6 protein-coding genes are annotated in these 19,366 nt (G+C 47.4%); 5 read left to right on the top strand and 1 reads right to left on the bottom strand.

Annotated elements, in window-relative coordinates:
• Positions 1-531: 531 nt before the first annotated feature.
• From QFZ48_RS09775 to QFZ48_RS09760, 4 genes are all read left to right on the top strand, one after another.
• Positions 532-4,194 (top strand): hypothetical protein, encoded by a 3,663-nt coding sequence (locus QFZ48_RS09775; protein ID WP_429062115.1) that lies wholly within the window; start codon positions 532-534, stop codon positions 4,192-4,194.
• The gene (locus tag QFZ48_RS09770; protein WP_429062113.1) at positions 4,173-13,520 is read left to right on the top strand and encodes a gliding motility-associated C-terminal domain-containing protein; all 9,348 of its coding nucleotides are present in this window, start codon (positions 4,173-4,175) and stop codon (positions 13,518-13,520) included. Before QFZ48_RS09775 ends, QFZ48_RS09770 begins: the two co-directional genes overlap by 22 nt.
• 89 nt (positions 13,521-13,609) lie before the next feature.
• Entirely contained in the window at positions 13,610-14,617 is a 1,008-nt protein-coding gene (locus tag QFZ48_RS09765) for a PorP/SprF family type IX secretion system membrane protein (RefSeq protein WP_429043600.1), read from the top strand.
• A 63-nt stretch (positions 14,618-14,680) separates the two neighbouring features.
• Positions 14,681-16,735 carry an OmpA family protein gene (locus tag QFZ48_RS09760; RefSeq protein ID WP_429043603.1) on the top strand — a complete coding sequence of 685 codons (2,055 nt, stop codon included), beginning with the start codon at positions 14,681-14,683 and terminating at the stop codon, positions 16,733-16,735.
• Between the two features lie 212 nt (positions 16,736-16,947).
• Here QFZ48_RS09760 and QFZ48_RS09755 read toward each other — a convergent pair whose 3' ends face one another.
• Entirely contained in the window at positions 16,948-17,457 is a 510-nt protein-coding gene (locus tag QFZ48_RS09755) for a hypothetical protein (protein ID WP_429062111.1), read from the bottom strand.
• Between the two features lie 450 nt (positions 17,458-17,907).
• Here QFZ48_RS09755 and QFZ48_RS09750 point away from each other — a divergent pair, with 450 nt between their 5' ends.
• Entirely contained in the window at positions 17,908-19,323 is a 1,416-nt protein-coding gene (locus tag QFZ48_RS09750; RefSeq protein WP_429043607.1) for an MATE family efflux transporter, read from the top strand.
• The last annotated feature ends 43 nt before the right edge of the window (positions 19,324-19,366 follow it).

The raw sequence follows: 19,366 nt of genomic DNA, 5'->3' as shown, positions 1-19,366 counted from the left end.
AAACATTAAATTGAATTATATATATGAAAATAACTAATAAAATTAATTTTATTATTAGTTGTCATCTGGATATCATATATAAATATGATGACGTACAGCATAATGTTTCTATATGAGTATATATTATATATTATTTTCCAGTACTTTGACTGTAAGGAAAACGGACAAATAACTTTATTAGCCAGCCCCGAAACTTTTCTTTTTCCTGTTTTAAATGCAATGGTCCCTTATTTTCCTGCCTGTTTTTCTCCAACTCCTACCTTCCGAATGAACAAAATGAACAGAAAAAACGAAGATTGAACAAACTGAATTGTCAGCCGGAAATGAACAAGAAAGACACATCCAAAAATCAGCCCTTCAGTATACATTCGTAGCGTTCTTGTAACATTCTTTTAACAAATGACCGCAAGGAAGTATACTTTTTTATCAACCAGTATCCCTTCCCCAAGCTATTCCTAACCTGCCTGCCGCCCTTAGAGTTTTGTTGTAATGCAATGAAACTGAACAATTTTTATTCAAATATTTGATGCTATGCATTCAAAAGCTACTCCTAATAGCCCTTTTACTGCCCTTTTCTGTTTCCCTCGCTCTGCAGGGAAGGAAGCTGTGAAAACCAGCGTTGCCCACTTTTTCCATAAAGCCGGGTCAATAGCTTGGAAAAGTTTTCTGCTACTATTATTACTATTCGGTATAGGCGCGCGGGACAGCCAGGCGCAAACCTATACCACGAGGGTATATGCCAATACACAAGTAGGCAGAGCCTCCGGACTTTGCATCGGTTGTGGTGTAACAAATGGTACACAGGCAGTGGATGGCTCCCTTACTACAGCCTCCACTATTTCTACATTGGTAACACTGTTGGGCGCTACGGCCTCACAGGACCTGATTTTTCCGGCTGCCGTTACCAATAATACGCCTGCGGTAGTTAAAATAGGTACTGCCGGCACACTCGGCACGCTGGTAAATTTAAACCTGCTTGGCGGCGTTTATGTACAAGCCTACAATGGCAGTACGCCGGTAGGTGGTACTGTCTTTGCCAATAACTCAGTATTAACCCTGTTGGCAAGTGGCAACCAGGCGGAAATATTTTTACCTGCTCCAGGCGGCACATACGACCGTGTAAGAGTAACAGTAGATGGCGGATTAGCAGGAGTAGCCGGTAGCATACAGGTATTCTCAGCATATTATGATACACCTGCTTCAGGTACAATAAACTGTGGCGCTGCAATAGATGTGCTGTACGGCGTTACCGGGCAGGCAGCTTCACTTGGAGTAGTAACCAATCCTGCTGCTGCAGGTGATGGTATTGTTACTGCAGCCAATTATGCAACGCTGAGCAGCGTTGTTGGGGCGTTAGGCAGCAGTGCCCAGGTTACTGCAGTATTCCCTGGTCTCTCTAAAGCAGGTGATTCTATCCGTGTGGTAGTGTCAGATCCTGCTTCGCTGCTTACCCTACAGCTATTTAGTTCTGTTAGAATTATTACTTATAATGGAGGTACTGTAGTTGATAATATTCAGGCCGATGGCAATTTATTGCGCCTCAATCTTCTTTCAGGAGGAGGAAATTTACAGGCGTTAACTTTCCAGCCTACAGCGCCTTTCGATCACGTAACAGTGCAGATAGGCTCCGGGCTGGCAGGCGCACTCGCCTCCCTGAGAGTACATGAAATACAACGTTTCCCGGCAGGTCCGTCAACAGCTGGTGGGATATTGAGAACTACCTGCCTGAATTCGCCGCTTACATTGAATGTAAGTAGTCCGGAAGCAGGGTTAACTTATAGCTGGTACGACTCTACCCAAACCACTGTGGTAGCTTCCAACAGCACCAGTTACAGTCCTCCTGTAGGTGTTGCCGGAAGTTTCCGTTATTATGTTTCCGCCACCAGGATCGGCTGTTCAACCGAATCAGCCAAAACGTTGGTGACTGTAAAGGTTAATAATTTCTCTACCGCTGCAGATATTACTGTTCCTGCCACTACACAGGGCTGCATCGCGGATACCGTAACAATTACCCCTACTTCTGCAACTGTTAATAATAACCCGGTATTCAGCTGGTATAAAAATGCTGATAAAACCGGGCCTATTACAAATGGCCTGATAGAAGGAGCCGTTAAATACAGCATCGATACTACCGGAAAATTAAATATTACCGGTCTTGCTGCAGGATCATACACCTATTATGTAAGCGTATCGGACAGCGATCATTGTGAAAATGCAGCTAACGCCCTGAAGGCGGCTCCGGTAACTGTATCCGCGCAAATTGCGCCACCGGTACTTTCCCAAACGTACGCGGTAACAACCGGAATACCATTGGTGTTAACAGCCACACCAGTATCCGGCGCTACTATTGAATGGTACAGCGATACCACGCAGGCGCCGGTTGCAGTAGGCAACTCCATCACCCTGCCTCCGTTTACCAGTCCTGGTGTATTTACTTACTACGCAGGTGTAAAAACTACCGGAGGTTGTACGTCTTTCCGTGTTCCTGTGGTCATTACCGTAACCGGCCCTGTTACCACTACCAGTTGTAACGTGCCCACCAGCCAGGTAACCGGAACCACATTGGGATGTGTATTGTGTAGTGTTGTAAATCCCGGATTTGATATAGATACGGTTTCTACGAATTTCACCCGTCTCAATATACCGGTAGGTTTATTAGGAGGATCAGTTTATCAACAACTTATCTTCCCTGCTGCAGGCGATGCAACAGACAGCATTCGTCTTGATCTGGCTTCACCAGGCGGACTGGCAGATGTAAGCTTACTTGGCGGCGCTGTAGTTACCATTTATAATGGAACAACGGTTGTAAGTACACACACTTTATCCCAGTTGCTCACTTTAAGATTACTGAGCGGAACCCGCTACTATGCTACAGTGGCCGCTGGTGGCGTATACGACCGCGTGGAAGTGAAACTTACGGGCGTAGCGAATCTGCTTACTTCCCTGGATATTTATGGTGTACGCTCTCTTGTACCGGATCCTGTTATTACAGCCGGCAATCTGACCGTATGCGTTGGCGAGCGCGCTGTATTTACAGCCACTCCAGCTGCTGGTACTACTGTTCAGTGGTATGCTGATTCAACCACCAATATCTCCCTGGGCAATCAGCCGACATTTACGACCGATACGTTAAGAACCGCCGGTACCTTTACTTATTATGTACAGGCAATGGATGGTACCTGCGCGAATCCAAATCGTATACCTGTTACCGTTACCGTGAACGCATTGGGCACTGCAGCTGATATTACCGTTGCAGATACTACTAACGTTTGCGGAAGTGGTGCTGCCACACTCACACCAACAGCCGCAGGCGTAACAACTCCCGTATTTAAATGGTATGCAGACGCCAATAAAACAACACCCATTACCAACGGCACTGTTATTGGTGGCGCCACCTTTACTATAAATGCAGCCGGCAGCCTGTCTGTCACTGGCCTTTCACTGGGTAATCATACTTATTATGTAAGCGTATCAGGTGCCAACCGTTGCGAAAATGCAGCCGGCAGCCTGAAATCTGCTACTATAAAAGTAACTACCCCTCCTGCACCTCCTACGCTGGTTCAGTCATACACCGTATCTACCGGCTTACCATTAACACTGGTAGCTTCACCGGCTCCGGGATCAACGATAGTTTGGTACCGCGATACTACACAGGCATCCATTGGCAGCGGCAATTCTATTACCTTGCCGCCGTTTACTACGCCGGGTGTATATAGCTACTTCGCCGGCGACAGCCTGCCAGGTGGTTGTGTTTCCAGCCGCGTGCTGATCACCATCACGGTAACAGGTCCTATTACTACCACCAGTTGTAACGTGCCTACCAGCCAGGTAACCGGAACAACTTTTGGCTGCGTGTTGTGTAGTGTTGTAAACCCAACCAACGACATCGACACCGTTGGCACCAATTTCACCCGCCTCAATATACCGGTAGGTTTGTTGGGAGGCGCTGTTTATCAACAGCTCATCTTCCCTGCCGCAGGTGATGCAACCGACAGCATCCGCTTCGACCTGGCTTCACCAGGCGGATTGGCAGATGTAAGTTTACTGGGTGGCGCAGTAGTCACTGTATATAATGGTACTACTGTGGTAAGTACTCAGAATTTATCACAATTAGTTACTTTAAGATTATTAAGCGGTAACACCGTTACTATGCTACAGTACCTGCTGGTGGCGTGTATGACCGCGTTGAAATAAAATTAACCGGGTTAGCGAACCTGCTTAACTCCCTGGATATCTATGGCGTGCGTTCCGTTGTTCCGGATCCGGTTATTACCGCCAAAAATGTGGCAGTATGTGCTGGTCAGCGTGCCGTATTCACCGCCACTCCGGCCGCTGGTACCACTGTTCAGTGGTATGCTGATTCAACCGGCGGCGTTTCCCTGGGTAATCAACCTACATTCACAACAGACACGCTGAGAACCGCCGGTACCTATACCTACTATGTACAGGTAATGGATGGCACGTGCCCTAATCCAAACCGTATCCCGGTTACAGCCACTGTAAATCCATTGGCTACTGCGGCAGATATTACCATAGCAGATACCACAACCAGTTGTGGTAGCGGACCGGCAGTGTTGACACCAACTGCAGCCGGTGTTACTACACCTGTATTTACATGGTATACAGATGCTAATAAAACTACGCCGATTGTAAATGGTGCTGTTATTGGCGGTGCTACCTTTACCATCACCGCAGGCGGTCAGCTTAGTGTAACCGGCCTTACACCAGGTAATCACACTTATTATGTAAGTGTATCCGGTGCTAACCGTTGTGAAAATGCAGCCGGAACTTTGAAGGCTGCTACCATCAAAGTTGTCAGCGCTCCGGCTCCGCCAACAGTGGTACAGAATTATACTATCAGCACCGGGTTGCCGTTAACCATCACCGCAACGCCTGCTCCGGGCGCCACTGTGCTGTGGTATAGCGATACTACGCTGGCGCCAATTGCTACTGGCAATTCTATTACTTTGCCTCCGTTCGCAAGTCCGGGAGTATATACTTATTATGTAGGCGATAGCCTGGCAGGTGGTTGTTTATCCAACCGTTTGCCAATCGTGATTACAGTAACTGGTCCGGTTATACCTGCCAGCTGTAACGTGCCTACCAGCCAGGTAACCGGAACTACGCTCGGTTGCGTGCTGTGTAGCGTTGTTGATCCAAACAACGACATTGATTCTATTCCTACTAATTTCACCCGCCTGAATATACCGGTAGGTTTATTGGGAGGTTCAGTTTACCAACGCCTCATCTTCCCTGCAGTGCGTGCGGCATCAGACAGTATCCGCTTTGAACTGGCTTCACCAGGCGGACTGGCAGATGTTAGCCTGCTCGGTGGTGCAGTGGTAACTGTTTATAACGGCTCAACCGTTGTAAGCACTCAAACATTATCCCAGCTGCTCACGCTGAGAATATTGAGCGGTACCCGCTACTTTGCTACTGTTCCGGCAGGCGGCGCTTATGATCGCGTGGAAGTAAAGCTGACAGGTGTTGCTAATCTGCTCAATTCACTGGACATCTATGATGTACGTGCAGTTGTTCCGGATCCCACAGTTACCACACAAAACGTGGTGGTATGTGCTGGTCAACCTGCCACATTAACAGTAACACCGGCAGCAGGTACAACTGTACGCTGGTATACCGATTCTACTACCACTATTATAAAGAGCACTTTAAATACATACATCACCGACACGCTGAAAACAGCAGGTACATTTACCTATTATGTTCAGGCGGTTGGCGCAAATGGTTGCGCGAATCCAAACCGGGTGCCGGTTAGGGTAACCGTTAACCCAATCAGCCAGTCAGGTGATATCACTATCGCAGATACTACTACTGCCTGCACCAGCGGACCAGCAGTATTAACTCCAACTGCAGCAGGTGTTACCGCTCCTGTATTCAAGTGGTATAAAAATGCAAACAAAACATCTCCAATTACCAACGGCCTGGTAGAAGGCGCGGTAAGCTATGCACTGGATAGCACAGGCAACCTGACCATCATTGGCTTGACTGCCGGCGCCTATACTTACTATGTAAGTGTATCCGGAACCAGTCAGTGTGAAAATGCAGCCGGTACATTGAAGGCAGCAACAGTACGTGTGGTACCAGCTCCAGCTGCTCCGGTTGTAACCGGCGATGTGGTGGTAACCACCGGTGTAAAAGCGATATTAAGCGCTCAACCGGTACCAGGGGCCACTATTGTATGGTATAGAGATGCGACTACTGTTCAGGGTATGGGTGACACCATCCAGGTAGGACCATTTAACACACCGGGCACTTATACTTATTATGCGGCGGTAAGAATTGCCGGCGCCTGCGAATCTGCCCGTGCAACTGTAAATGTAAAAGTAACAGGAGTTGTGATTCCTTCTCCGGATTGTAATGTTCCAACCAGTCAGACCTCAAGTACTACCCTGGGTTGTATCCTGTGTAGTGTAAATAATCCTACTAATGATATAGACAGTAGCAAAACCAACTTCACTACGCTGTCTGTACCTGTTAGTGCGCTCGGAGGCTCAGTATATCAACAGCTGATCTTCCCGCATGCAGGATCTGCAGCAGACAGTGTTCAGGTACGTCTTGGTAATTCAGTAGGACTGGCGGACGTAAGTCTCCTGGGAGGTACACTGATTTCTCTCTATAACAATAATGTACTGGTTAAAACAGACACCCTCTCAAGATTGCTTACCCTGCGGTTACTCAATGGCCAGCAATTCCTGGCTACCGTAGTAGCTCCTGCTGCTTACAACCGGGTAGAAGTAAGAATGAAAGGTGTACTGAATCTCCTGAATTCAATTGATATTTATGGTGCAAGGATCATATATCCTAAACCAACTGTAAATACGACAAATGCAACCGCTTGTATCAACAGCAAGGCTACGCTTTCTGTAACTCCTGCGGCCGGCACATCTGTTCGGTGGTATGCTGATTCAACCAGCAGCACCGTATTAAGCACACAAAACAGTTACACTACTGATACGCTGAAAGTGGCAGGTAAAGTAACCTACTATGTAGCGGTACTGGGCGGACCAGACAATTGTCCTAACCCGGATCGTATACCTGTAACCGTTACCGTTACACCTGCTCCTTCTGTACCAGGAGTTCCGGCTACCGTGAATATTTGCCCTGGTTCAAATGCGTCTCTGCAGGTTTCTAACCCGGATCATCAACTGACCTACAACTGGTACAATGTGCCAACCGGCGGTACCAAACTGAATACCGACAGCGGCTTTGTATTTAATGTAACAGCGGTTAACAGGGATACTACCTTCTATGTAGAAGCGGTTAGCAGTTGTGGTGCTGCATCAGGCAGACAAGCCATCAGCATTGTGATATCTGCTTCATTGAGCGCGCCGGTGGTAACGCCAAATCCGGATTCAACTGTAGTAGGCAGACAAACTGCACTGACAGCAACCTCCAATACGGCAAATGTTCAGTTTGTATGGTATGCAAGTCAGGCTGGTAATGATAGTCTGTTTACAGGACCAGTATACACTCCTCCTGTATCCAATGTAATAGGAACCGTTACCTATTGGGTGGAAGCCAGGTTAACAGGCGGTGCTTCCTGCAAATCTATCAGGGTGCCTGCAGTAATAGTTTACGGACCTGAACCTGGTCCGGATCCTGGTCCATGTGAAGGCGCTTCTACGCAAACAATTGGCGGCAGCGGATTACTCATATTGGGTAATGTATACAATCCTGCCCTGGCAGTAGATGGCAGCTTAAGCACCGGATCTTCACTGGTAATTAACCTGGGCGCATTGAACGCACAGGTATGGCAAAGAACTAAATTCAACGGAGTATCTGCTCCTGGAGATACCGTAAGGGTATGGCTGTCGAACCCAAGCCAGGTGCTTTCTGCAGCACTGCTGGGTGGTGTGCAGTTAACAACTTATAATGGTACCACTCCCGGAGATTCTCTCCTGGTAAATAACCCGCTCATTAAACTCACTATACTGAGCAGCAAGAGACAGGCTATCCTCGAATTTGTACCGACCAAAGCATTTGATGCAGTAGAAGTAAAACTGAAATCAGGCATACTCGGTGCATTAACCACGGTAGACTTCAATTACGCACAACGTGCACTGGCAGCTCCGAAAGTTCAGTCAGCACAGGTAACAGTATGCGCTGGCGGTACCGCCAAACTGGATGTACAGAATCCTGCAGCAGGCGTTACTTATCGCTGGTACACCAGCAAAGGTGTTTATCTCACAGGTAAAGATGGTGTATCCTTCACCACCGGTACCCTGACTACAGATACTGCCTTCCTGGTAGAAGCATTCAGGAACAATTGCGCCAGCAGTGGTCGCACAAGGGTGGATGTAAAAGTGGTGGCAGCGCCTGCGCCTCCGGTAGTACGATCTGCGAATGTGGAAGTATGTGCCGGATCTGATGCCCAACTTGCCATTAACAACCCGGTAAGTGGATACAGCTACGCATGGTACAATGTGGCTACTGGTGGAACCAGACTGAATCCGGTTCCGGACAGCGGCTTAACATTTACTGTGACCAACGTAACTGCACAGGCAATCTATTACGTAGAAGCTATCAACGATAGCTGTAATACCATATCTGCCACCAGAACAGCGGTTACCGTTAAAACAGGTACATCATTGGCGCCGCCAACAGTAACACCTGTAAACGACACCGTTGTGATTGGCCAGCGTCCGCTGTTCATTGCAAAAGCAGATGCGGCTAACGCAGAATTCTATTGGTTCAGAACACAAACAGCAACAGACACCTTATTTAAAGGTGCTTCCTTCGAAGGTCCTGCGTCTACCGCCCTGGGAGCCGTTACCTACTGGGTGGAAGCAGCCCTGCCGGGTGCAGCAACCTGTAAGTCTGCAAGGATAGCGGTGAATGCAATTACCGTAACTCCTTCAGGTCAGGTGCCATGTGAAGCCGCTACCGGACAAACAATTGGCGGATCCGGCTTGCTGGTGCTGGGTAATGTATATAACCCGCAACTCGCTGTGGATGCCTTTACAAGCACAGGATCTTCCCTGGTGATAAACCTCGGAGCTATCAATGCAACGGTGTTCCAGAAAGTAACCTTCAACGGATTATCTACTCCGGGTGATACTGTAAGAGTGAAACTGTCTAACCCAAGCCAGATCCTTTCTGCAGCGGTGCTCGGCAGTATACAACTCACTACCTACAACGGTAACACCCCAGGTGATTCCGTATTAACATCCAATCCGATCCTGCACCTGGATCTGCTGAGCGGTAGCAGAAGCGCTATCCTGTGGTTTGTACCAACCAAGCAGTTTGACGGTGTGCAAGTGAAACTCAGATCAGGTATCCTGGGAGCCTTACTCGATGTTGACTTCAACTACGCACAACGCGTTATTGCTCAACCGAAAGTACAGGTGAACAACGCTACTATCTGTAAGGGTAGTCAAGCTACTCTCAGCGTAATAAATCCTGCACCAGGTATCACTTACAGCTGGTACAACAGCCAGGGTAATCATTTACTGGATAGTATTGCATATGTAACGCCAACCACACTCGATTCCGGAGTACATACTTATACAGTAGTACCAACCAGGAACGGTTGTCCGGGCGCCGCATCCGCAGCGATAACAGTAACCGTTCAGGGATCACCATCAGCTCCGGTTCCGGAAGCCAATAATGTATCTACCTGTCTGAATACACCAACTACCCTCAGGGTAAAAGCTGTAGCAGGTGTTCGCTACAACTGGTACGACGCAGCAACAGGCGGAGCAACATTGGTAACTAACAGTAATGAATATACTACGCCGGCCAGTCTGCAGGCAGGTATCTATAACTTCTATGTGGAAGCAGTGAATGCAGGTAACTGCGCTAACGACAGCGGCCGCACCAGAATTACACTCACTGTAGACAGCGCCTCAACAGCGGCCGACATTCAGATCACAGATAAAGTAATCTGTGCCGGTGATACAGCGGTATTAACACCAACTACCACTACCGTACAGAACCCTGTATTCAAATGGTACGCTAATGCCGACAGAACCGGTCCGATCACGCAGGGTGTAAGCAGCACAGGCGTATTAAGTATCACAGGATTAATGCCAGGAACATACACCTACTATGTAAGTGTAAGCAACGCCGGCAAGTGTGAGAATAAAGCAGGTGATTTGAAAGCAGTAAAAGTAACCGTGAATAATACCGCCACACCATCAGACATTGTAGCGGCAGATACAACTATCTGTGCAAACACTACGGTTAAACTCACAGCTGCTTCAACTACCGTAACAAACCCAATATTCAAATGGTATGCAGATGCTGCCCTGACAACATTCCTTGCATCAGGCGCAACATATACTACCAGTGCATTGAGCGCAACTACTTCTTACTATGTAACAGTAGAAGGAAGCAACAGATGCGCAAATGCAGCCGGCAGCGCGAAGGAAGTGAAAGTGACAGTAGGTAATATACCAGCTCCGATTATTACTGCATCAGCCATCAGCATCTGTGTAGGCGATACCGCAACACTGAGCATTCAGAATGCGGACAATACATTGACCTACCGCTGGTATAGCGCAGCAACAGGCGGCACATTACTGTTCACCGGTCCGGTGTACAAGGTGACAGGCCTCACCGCTTCGAAAGACTTCTATGCAGAAGCTTCTCTGGGTGGATGTAGCAGTGCTGCCAGAACGAAGGTGTCAATCGGTGTGGGTGTTGCTCCAACCCCAATACTGGAAAATAATAATGTAACAGCATGTCAGGGCGGAACAGCTGTACTGAAAGTGACCTCTTCTGTGAATAATATCACATACAGGTGGTACACCACATTAACCGGCGGAGTAGCGGTGTTTACAGGCCCAATCTTTACCGTGAATAATGTGACCGCTAATGTAACCTACTATGTGGAAGCTACAGGTGACACATCAAATTGTGGTAAACCTTCTGTAAGAGCTGCTGCGAAGATCAACGTAGTACCGGTACCATCGGCTCCTGTATTGGTAAGCAACAGTGCGGAAGTTTGTAAAGGCCAGGATATAACACTGCAGATACAAAATCCTGCCGCAGGAGTTACCTACGAATGGTTTGATGCAGCAACAGGCGGCAATAAAGTGAACGAAGGACCAACGTTTAATATCACGGCGCTGGATTCTACAGTGAGCTACTACGTACAGGCACTGGTAAATGGAGGCTGCCCAAGCGCAAGCAGAACGAAGGCCACCATCACCGTGAAGAGCGTACCGGCAACACCTGTAATTGCATCCACTTCCCTGTTCGTTTGTCAGGGTGGCAGCGTAACACTTTCAATCCAGAATCCTGTGGCGGGTGTTACCTACCGTTGGTACAGCGTCGCATCTGGTGGTACATTGCTTGCCACAGGCAACAGTTACACAACCGGCGCATTAAATACAAGTACTGATTTCTATGCAGAAGCGAATAATGGTAATTGCAGCAATAGTGTAAGAGCGAAAGTTTCCGTAGGCGTAGGACAAGCGCCAACACCAATCCTGGAAAGCAACGCACTCACTATCTGTATGGGAACTTCCGGAACACTCCGTGTAACCTCCGCTACCAACGGAATAATCTATAAATGGTATACTTCGGCCGCAGGTAATGATTCTGTAGGTGTAGGACCGGTATTCCAGACAGGACCGCTCAACGCCAGCATGGATTATTATGTGGGAGCAACCGGAACTACGGGTCAATGCGGTAGTCCATCCGCGAGGGTGAAAGCTACTGTAACAGTAGTGGCTCCGCCAACAGCTCCGGATGTAGTAGCCTCCGCACTTAAAACATGTGCGGGCACAGGTATCACCGTATCTGTGAAAACTATCAAACCTGGAGTTACCTATCAGTGGTACGATGCTGCAACGGGTGGCAACCTGCTTTCTTCTGATGCAGTGTACAGCGTACCGGTGGTTACCCAGAACACTACCTTCTATGTGCAGGCGAATCTGGGAAGCTGCTCCAGCAGCAGAACAGCGGTAACAGTAACCGTTGACCCAACTCCGCCAATACCGGAAGTAAATGCGGATAACCTGACAACCTGCATAGGTGGCACCGTAACATTCAGTATCAAGGGTGCAGACGCTTCATTGACTTATCGCTGGTATGATGCGCAGAACAACGGTGTATTCCTCGCAAGTGGTACTTCATACGCAACCAAACCGCTGGCCTCAAACACCACCTTCTATGTGGAAGCACTGAACAGCCAGGGTTGCAGCAGCGGACGCAAAGCCGTAACAGCAAATGTCCGCAACGATATAGACGCACCATTGGCAGATCCGCTGACAGTATGTAGCGGACACACAGCGGTACTTTCTGTGAAAGGCAGGCAGCCGGGCATCATTTACAAATGGTTTACCGTATTACGTGGCGGAGTAGAAGTATTTACCGGTGCAGATTTCACCATCACACCAACAGTAAGTACCGTATACTACCTGGAAGCATCTACCAGCGGCGGTTGCATCAGTGCAAGCAGAACAAGGGTGGAAGTAACCGTGAATCCGTCGCCAGCTGCTCCTGCAGTAGCCAGTGCAAGCATTAAAGTTTGTACCGGCCTCACAGCTACGCTGAATGCGCTGAACCCGGATAACACGCTCACCTACAAATGGTATACTACCGCAACAGGCGGTACAGCTGTCTCCACAGGTGCTTCTTATACAACACCTGCGGTAACCGCAAATCAGATGTACTACCTGGAAGCTTCCAGCAATAATGGTTGTTCAAGTCCAACACGTACCGCGGTAAGCGTTGAAGTAACACTTCCGCCAGCCGGGCCACGTGTAACCGGAAACGATCCGGTATGCCCGGGCAGCACAGCCATACTGATGGCTACTTCCACCACTACGGATGTTGATTTCCGCTGGTACTCCGTGGCCACTGGCGGTACGCCGATAACCACAGGTGCAACATTTGTTACACCGGCGCTGAATGCCAATGCTACTTATTATGTAGAAGCATTTACAGCAGGTGGTTGCACCAGCTCCGCCAGAACAAGGGTGGATGTCAGCCTGGCACAACCGCTGCCTGCACCAGTTGTAACAGTGGATAACACGACGGCTACCGCTATCACCTTCCGCTGGTCACCGGTTACTGGAGCGCAACGTTACGAAGTAACAGTAGACAATGGCGTCACATTCACAGCGCCAAGCTCAGGTGCAACTGGTACCACACATACTATCTCCGGCCTGCAGCCGAACCAGAGTGCTACGATCCAGGTACGTGCCATCGGGGCATCCACCTGCCAGAACAGTGCACTGTCTGCCGCAGTAACGGACAAAACGAAGAACCCGCAAGGCAATAACATCTATGTACCAAACCTGTTCAGCCCGAATGGTGACGGTATAAATGATATCGAGTATGTATATGGAACCGCCATCGCACAGCTTGAATTCAGGATCTACAACCAGTGGGGTCAGTTGGTATTCACATCGAAAGACCAGCGTCAGGGATGGGATGGTACCATGAGCGGACAGAAACAACCTGTAGGTGTGTATGTATGGATAGTGAAGGCTACTATGCAGGATGGCACCGTGATCACGAAGAAGGGTAACGTGACCCTCATGAGATAATGATGATTCATCAGCAAGATCAAATCAAAAATAAAACCGGGGTGCTTCAAGGCATCCCGGTTTATCCAGAAATACTTAAAAATGTTCCTATGAAAAGGATTTTTATAGTTGCAATGATTTTATGGAGCAGCCTATTGCCCCGCACTGCTGTTGCCCAGGTTGATCCGCACTTTTCGCAGTATTATGCGTACCCGTTATGGCTTAACCCTGCTCTGACAGGTGTAATAGATGGCGACTACCGGATTAGCGCTGATTATCGTAATCAGTGGGCCAATTATGGGAAGCCATTCTCAACAGTGGGCATTTCTGCAGATGCCGCCACAGATAAGAACATCGGTGTAGGTATCAATGTAATGAATATGTCGGCAGGTGACGCAGGCTATAACTTTTTTAATGCAATGGCCAGCGTTTCTTATACCGGTGTGAAATTTGGCCGTACCAAAACCAGCCAGCTGGTGTTTGGGATTAATGCGGGATTGATCAACAGAAGACTGGACCCTGCCAAATTCCAGACAGGCAGCCAGTATCAGCCGGTAACCGGTTTCGATCCAAGCATATTTAACGGAGAAAATGTAAGTAATACAACCTCCAATCAATTTGACGCCGGCGCAGGGGTTGTGTTTTTTGATGGTAATCCAAATCATATCCTGAACCCATTCGCCGGATTTGCAGCGCAACATCTCACACAACCGAAAGATCCGTTTTCCTCCGATGGCACCGAAAGAAAACTGCCAGTGAGATATCTTGTTCACGGTGGTACCAAGATCAGGTTGAATGACGCCGTGACGCTTACTCCTACTGGTCTTTACATGCGACAAGGCAATGCCGAGGAAATCGTGGCAGGTATGTATGCGCAGCTAATGGTAAATCCTGAATTCGACTTCCTGGTAGGAGGTAACTACCGCTTCAATGATGCGGTGATTCCTTTTGCCGGTTTCCATTTCAAAAGCTTTGTACTGGGATTAAGCTATGATGCCAATACTTCCAACATGCGCCGCCTCGTAAATGGCAGCCAGAGCTTTGAAATATCACTTTCTTTTATCAGCCGCAAAAGAAGAACGCTTAACGAAGAATACTTTATTTGTCCCAGGTTATAATCTATCAAAAACCGGATCAGAATGGAGGCAAAAACTTATACAGAAAAAAGAAATGGAACCCTCATGAAAAAAATTACTCTCTGTTGGCTGGTGATTTTTGCAGGAATAATTAGCTCTATACAAGCGCAATATGTTTATGATTTTAAACATACTGCGGATGTTTTTTATAGCTCACGGGATTATTATTCCGCTGCACAGTACTACAATAAGGCACTGGGCACTTTCAAAATCAAGCCAGAGCAGGTATTGCCCTATACAGTTGCAGGCGCTCCTCCCAGTGGTAAACTAAAAGATTATCAACAGGTAGTAGCCCGGCTGGCCGAATCCTACCGGCTCTTCTACGACTATGGAAATGCTGAAACCTGGTATGCACAGCTGGTTGGGTTTAATAACCCGGCATATCCCCAGGCACGATACTGGTATGCCATCTGCCTCCGGTACAATGGAAAGTACCAGGAAGCACTGGATGAATTTAAAAAATTCAAACAAAGCTACACCGTCGCCGATGAACTGTCTGTAAGAACCCCGCTTGAAATTGCCTGCTGCGAATTCGCACTTTCCGAATCCAATAAGGAACCGAGATTTACGATCGTGAAAACTGCCGGCAATGTTAATGAAGGCGGAGCAAACTACGCGCCGGTGATCCTGGATCCCGGCACTTTAATGTTTACCTCTTCCCGTGCTGAGAACCCACCGTTGCCAACCACTGTTAAGCAACCCACAACAAAAAAACAAGCAAAAAAAGGAACCCCATATGTAAATGACCTTTACACAGCCACCGGAAGCGGCAATACTTTCGACAACAGCCAGAAGGTAAAAATCCCTGCCGCCAAAGGATTCGATCAGGGAGTATCTGCCATTACCCCCGATGGTAATTCACTTTATATCACCCGCTGGTCTGTGAAAGATGGGGTGAAACAATCCGCTATCTATTTTAGCAGTCGCCAGAACGGGGTATGGTCGGAACCGAAAATATTAGGCGAGAACGTAAATGTTGCAGGGTATAATTCTATGCAGCCCTATATCACGGCCGATGGAAAATACCTGCTATTTGCGTCCAACAGGCCCGGAGGTATGGGTAAAAATGATTTGTGGTATTGCATCATGACCAACGGCACACCCGGTGGAGCGCGCAACATGGGCACTGCCATCAATACGAAAGATGAAGAACAGGCGCCATTTTACGATGCAGAGAAAAACCTGCTCGTGTTTAGCAGCGATGGCCGCGTAGGTTTGGGAGGGCTCGATTTCTTCCAGAGCGAGGGCGATTTCGGTACCTGGTCTGCTCCCGTTAATATGGGAAAACCATTGAACTCTCCTAAGGATGATATCTATTATACGGCATTGGATAATACACATCCTTTTGCAGCCGGCTTCATCAGCTCCGACAGGGAATCTATCTGCTGCCTGGAAGTATTCAGTATTAACCGCATCCGTAAAATAGCAAGCGGTTTGATCATCGACTGCGATACTCATCTCCCGCTGGAAGGGGCTACTGTTACCCTGCTTGATACTGTGAGGAAGAAAACAATCCGTAAAGTTACCCTGGACGCCACCGGAAGGTATACCTTTGAAGTAGACCCACAGCGCTTTTACAAGGTAATTGCTGAAAAAGATAATTACTTCACCAAAGCACTCTATTTTAATACAGATTCTTTAGTGCGGATAGATTCAATGGATAATCCCACACTTTGCCTCAAGCATTACGAAATAGAAAAACCAATTGTTCTTAATAATATCTACTACGATTTCGGAAAGGCAACCCTCCGCGAAGAATCTAAAGTAGTATTGGATACAGTGGTTGATATGCTGAACGATAATCCGAAGTTAACTATCGAGATGAGCGCACATACCGATAGCGTAGGCTCCGTGAAATTCAATGAGAAACTGTCGCAGGCAAGGGCGCAATCCTGTGTGGATTACCTGATCAGTAAAGGTATTTCCGCGGAAAGGCTCATTGCTAAAGGCTACGGTAAATCCAGACCAATTGCACCAAACTCTCTGCCTAATCATAAAGACAATCCTGAAGGACGTCAGCTTAACCGCAGAACTGAATTCAAGGTGTTAAAAAGACAAGTTCAGGTAAAGGTGGAAGATGGTAACAGTAGTAGTCAATAAAGTTTTCCCTTAAACCGGCTGTTGGTAGCCGGATCCTTCCATATCCTGTAATAACCATTTAGAAAGCCGGCCCCCGTGGTCGGCTTTTTGTTTGATGATGTTGCAGTATTTCATTATTATTAGGATTCCTTCTTAAATATAACACAGGAGAAAGCATGTTCATTTTGTGAACATGCTTTCAATAGTTGTAATGTAAATTTTTAACTTCCGGATTAGTTGCTTTTGCCAAAGAGACCAATAGCAATGGTGTCAGCAGCTTTCATCACTTTCAGATGAGAACTCAGTTCTATCGCATTGTTATACTTGAATGCAGTATCTTTCTGAATGCCGCCTGGCTTTGAAACCTTAATAGATTTTACTTTTGTTAAAAGATCTATTTTCAGTGCAGCACCAGTTCCTTTGAACGTTCCTTTCAGCAAGGTATCTGTTTTGGGAGCCGCGGCAGTACCGGCTATCAGGTAAACGCCATGATCCGCATCCTTAACATTTTTGGTGAGATTCAGTACAACATTCACACTGCTATCTGTGTTCTCGGTGATGGTAATATCACCTACCTTTTTATCTCTGTCTGCGCCGGCTCCTTTCAGATCAAACGTCTTGGAACGTGGTGTTGGTGGAGGTGGCGTTGGATTATCATCATCTTTACAGGAACTTACAGTAATACCCAATACAGTAGCGATCACTACTCCCGTCAGGAGTGTGTTTTTGTTGAACATAAGCATGATTTCAGTTTTTATGAAGATTTTACGATTGTGGTTTTGTAATTGTAATGTTTGTGATTTGTGATCTTGTTTTAATATAGGTTTTCAGCGCTTACTAGGAATGTTAAACGGAGGTGGAAATAAAAAGTTACAGCTATAGGTAAAGTATTTTTTAAATATTTTTTTCGCCTGCCTGTAACCTTTACCTATTGTGGATCGTAGCGATCGCATTTTCTCTTTGAAAGAAAATACCTGTTATAACTGATGTTGATCCGCCTATTTGAAAAGATGGTTTTTGATGATTGAAAAATTAAATTACATTTGCGAAGCATCATAAGATGCCAGAACTGATAGCATATGAAAATTTAATCAGACCACGGTACTTCCGTTTGTCGCCCTCCCACTTTTCCTGTTTTAGTTTGCAGTGCCAATGGTGCACTGTTCCTCATTGTTATTTTTCAAAAGTAAGTTATGCCTCTTTTAACGAACGCACCGCAGCGTATACGTCGTTTTTTTCAGTTATTTAAGATAGCCGTTACCGGTAGTGAAAAAGAATTCACCACTGGAAGTATAGACCGTGCAATATTTCTGCTCTCTATTCCGATGATCCTTGAAATGGCCATGGAGTCATTGTTTGCGGTAGTCGATATTTATTTCGTAAGTCATTTGGGTGTGAATGCTATTACCACGGTAGGGCTTACGGAATCTGTGCTCACGCTGGTATATACCGGCGCTATGGGATTGAGTATGGCGGCAACCGCCATGATTGCCCGCAGAACCGGTGAGAAGGATCCTGATGCCGCAGCGCATGCAGCCATGCAATCCTTATACCCGGGATTGCTCGTGTCTGTACTCATCAGTATAGCAGGAATATTTTTCGCGAAAGATATATTGCTGGTAATGGGGGCTGCCAAAGAAGTGGCTGACTACGGCCACGAATATACGCAGATAATACTTGGTGGTAATATCGTCATCATTTTATTATTCCTGATCAATGGTATCTTTCGAGGTGCGGGTGATGCGGCGCTGGCGATGCGCTCTTTATGGATTGCGAATGGCCTGAATATTATATTATGCCCGCTGTTAATTTCGGGATGGGGTCCGGTTCCTGCATTGGGCCTGAAAGGCGCTGCTATAGCCACCTTTATTGGAAGGGGCACAGGCGTGATGTACCAGTTATATCACCTGGTAAAAGGAAAAGACCTGATCCGCATTACAAAAAAACACCTGGCTCCGGCATTTCCATTGATTGGCGCCATTCTTAAAATTGCCGCCGGCGCTACTGCGCAAATGCTGATTGCTTCTGCAAGCTGGATTTTCCTGGTGCGGATCATTTCATATTTTGGAAAAGATGCGGTAGCTGGATATACGATCGCTATCAGGGTGGTGATCTTTACCATATTGCCAGCCTGGGGAATGGCGAATGCCGCTGCTGCATTGGTAGGGCAAAACCTGGGGGCGCAGCAGCCGGAGCGTGCCGAAAAATCGGCCTGGAGGGCTGCCTTCTTCAATATGATCTTCCTGGGTGTGGTGGCAGTAGTATTTATGGCATGGGCGCCTGCCATTATTGGTTTCTTTACCACCGATCCGGTGGTAATCAACTATGGCGTGCAGTGTATCCGGTTAATGAGTGCCGGTTATGTCTTCTTTGCCTATGGTATGGTGCTTACCCAATCTTTCAATGGCGCCGGTGATACGCGCACGCCTATGTTGATCAATATGTTTATTATGTGGTTATTCCAGATGCCGTTGGCCTATACACTGGCTATATGGCTTAAAATGGGCCCTGTTGGGGTTTTCTGGGCTATGGCCATATCGGAGTCCACTTCCGCTTTGGTGGCTATATGGCTGTTTCGCCGGGGCACCTGGAAGCAGGTGAAGATTTAGCTTCCTGCTTTCTGTATAAGTAGTTACCTTTGCGAGGTTTGCA

Source organism: Chitinophaga sp. W2I13, assembly GCF_050434005.1.
In the GTDB taxonomy this organism is placed as follows: domain Bacteria; phylum Bacteroidota; class Bacteroidia; order Chitinophagales; family Chitinophagaceae; genus Chitinophaga.
The sequence above is the reverse complement of the archived record's forward strand: the minus strand, read 5'-3'. Positions and strand labels throughout refer to the sequence as shown.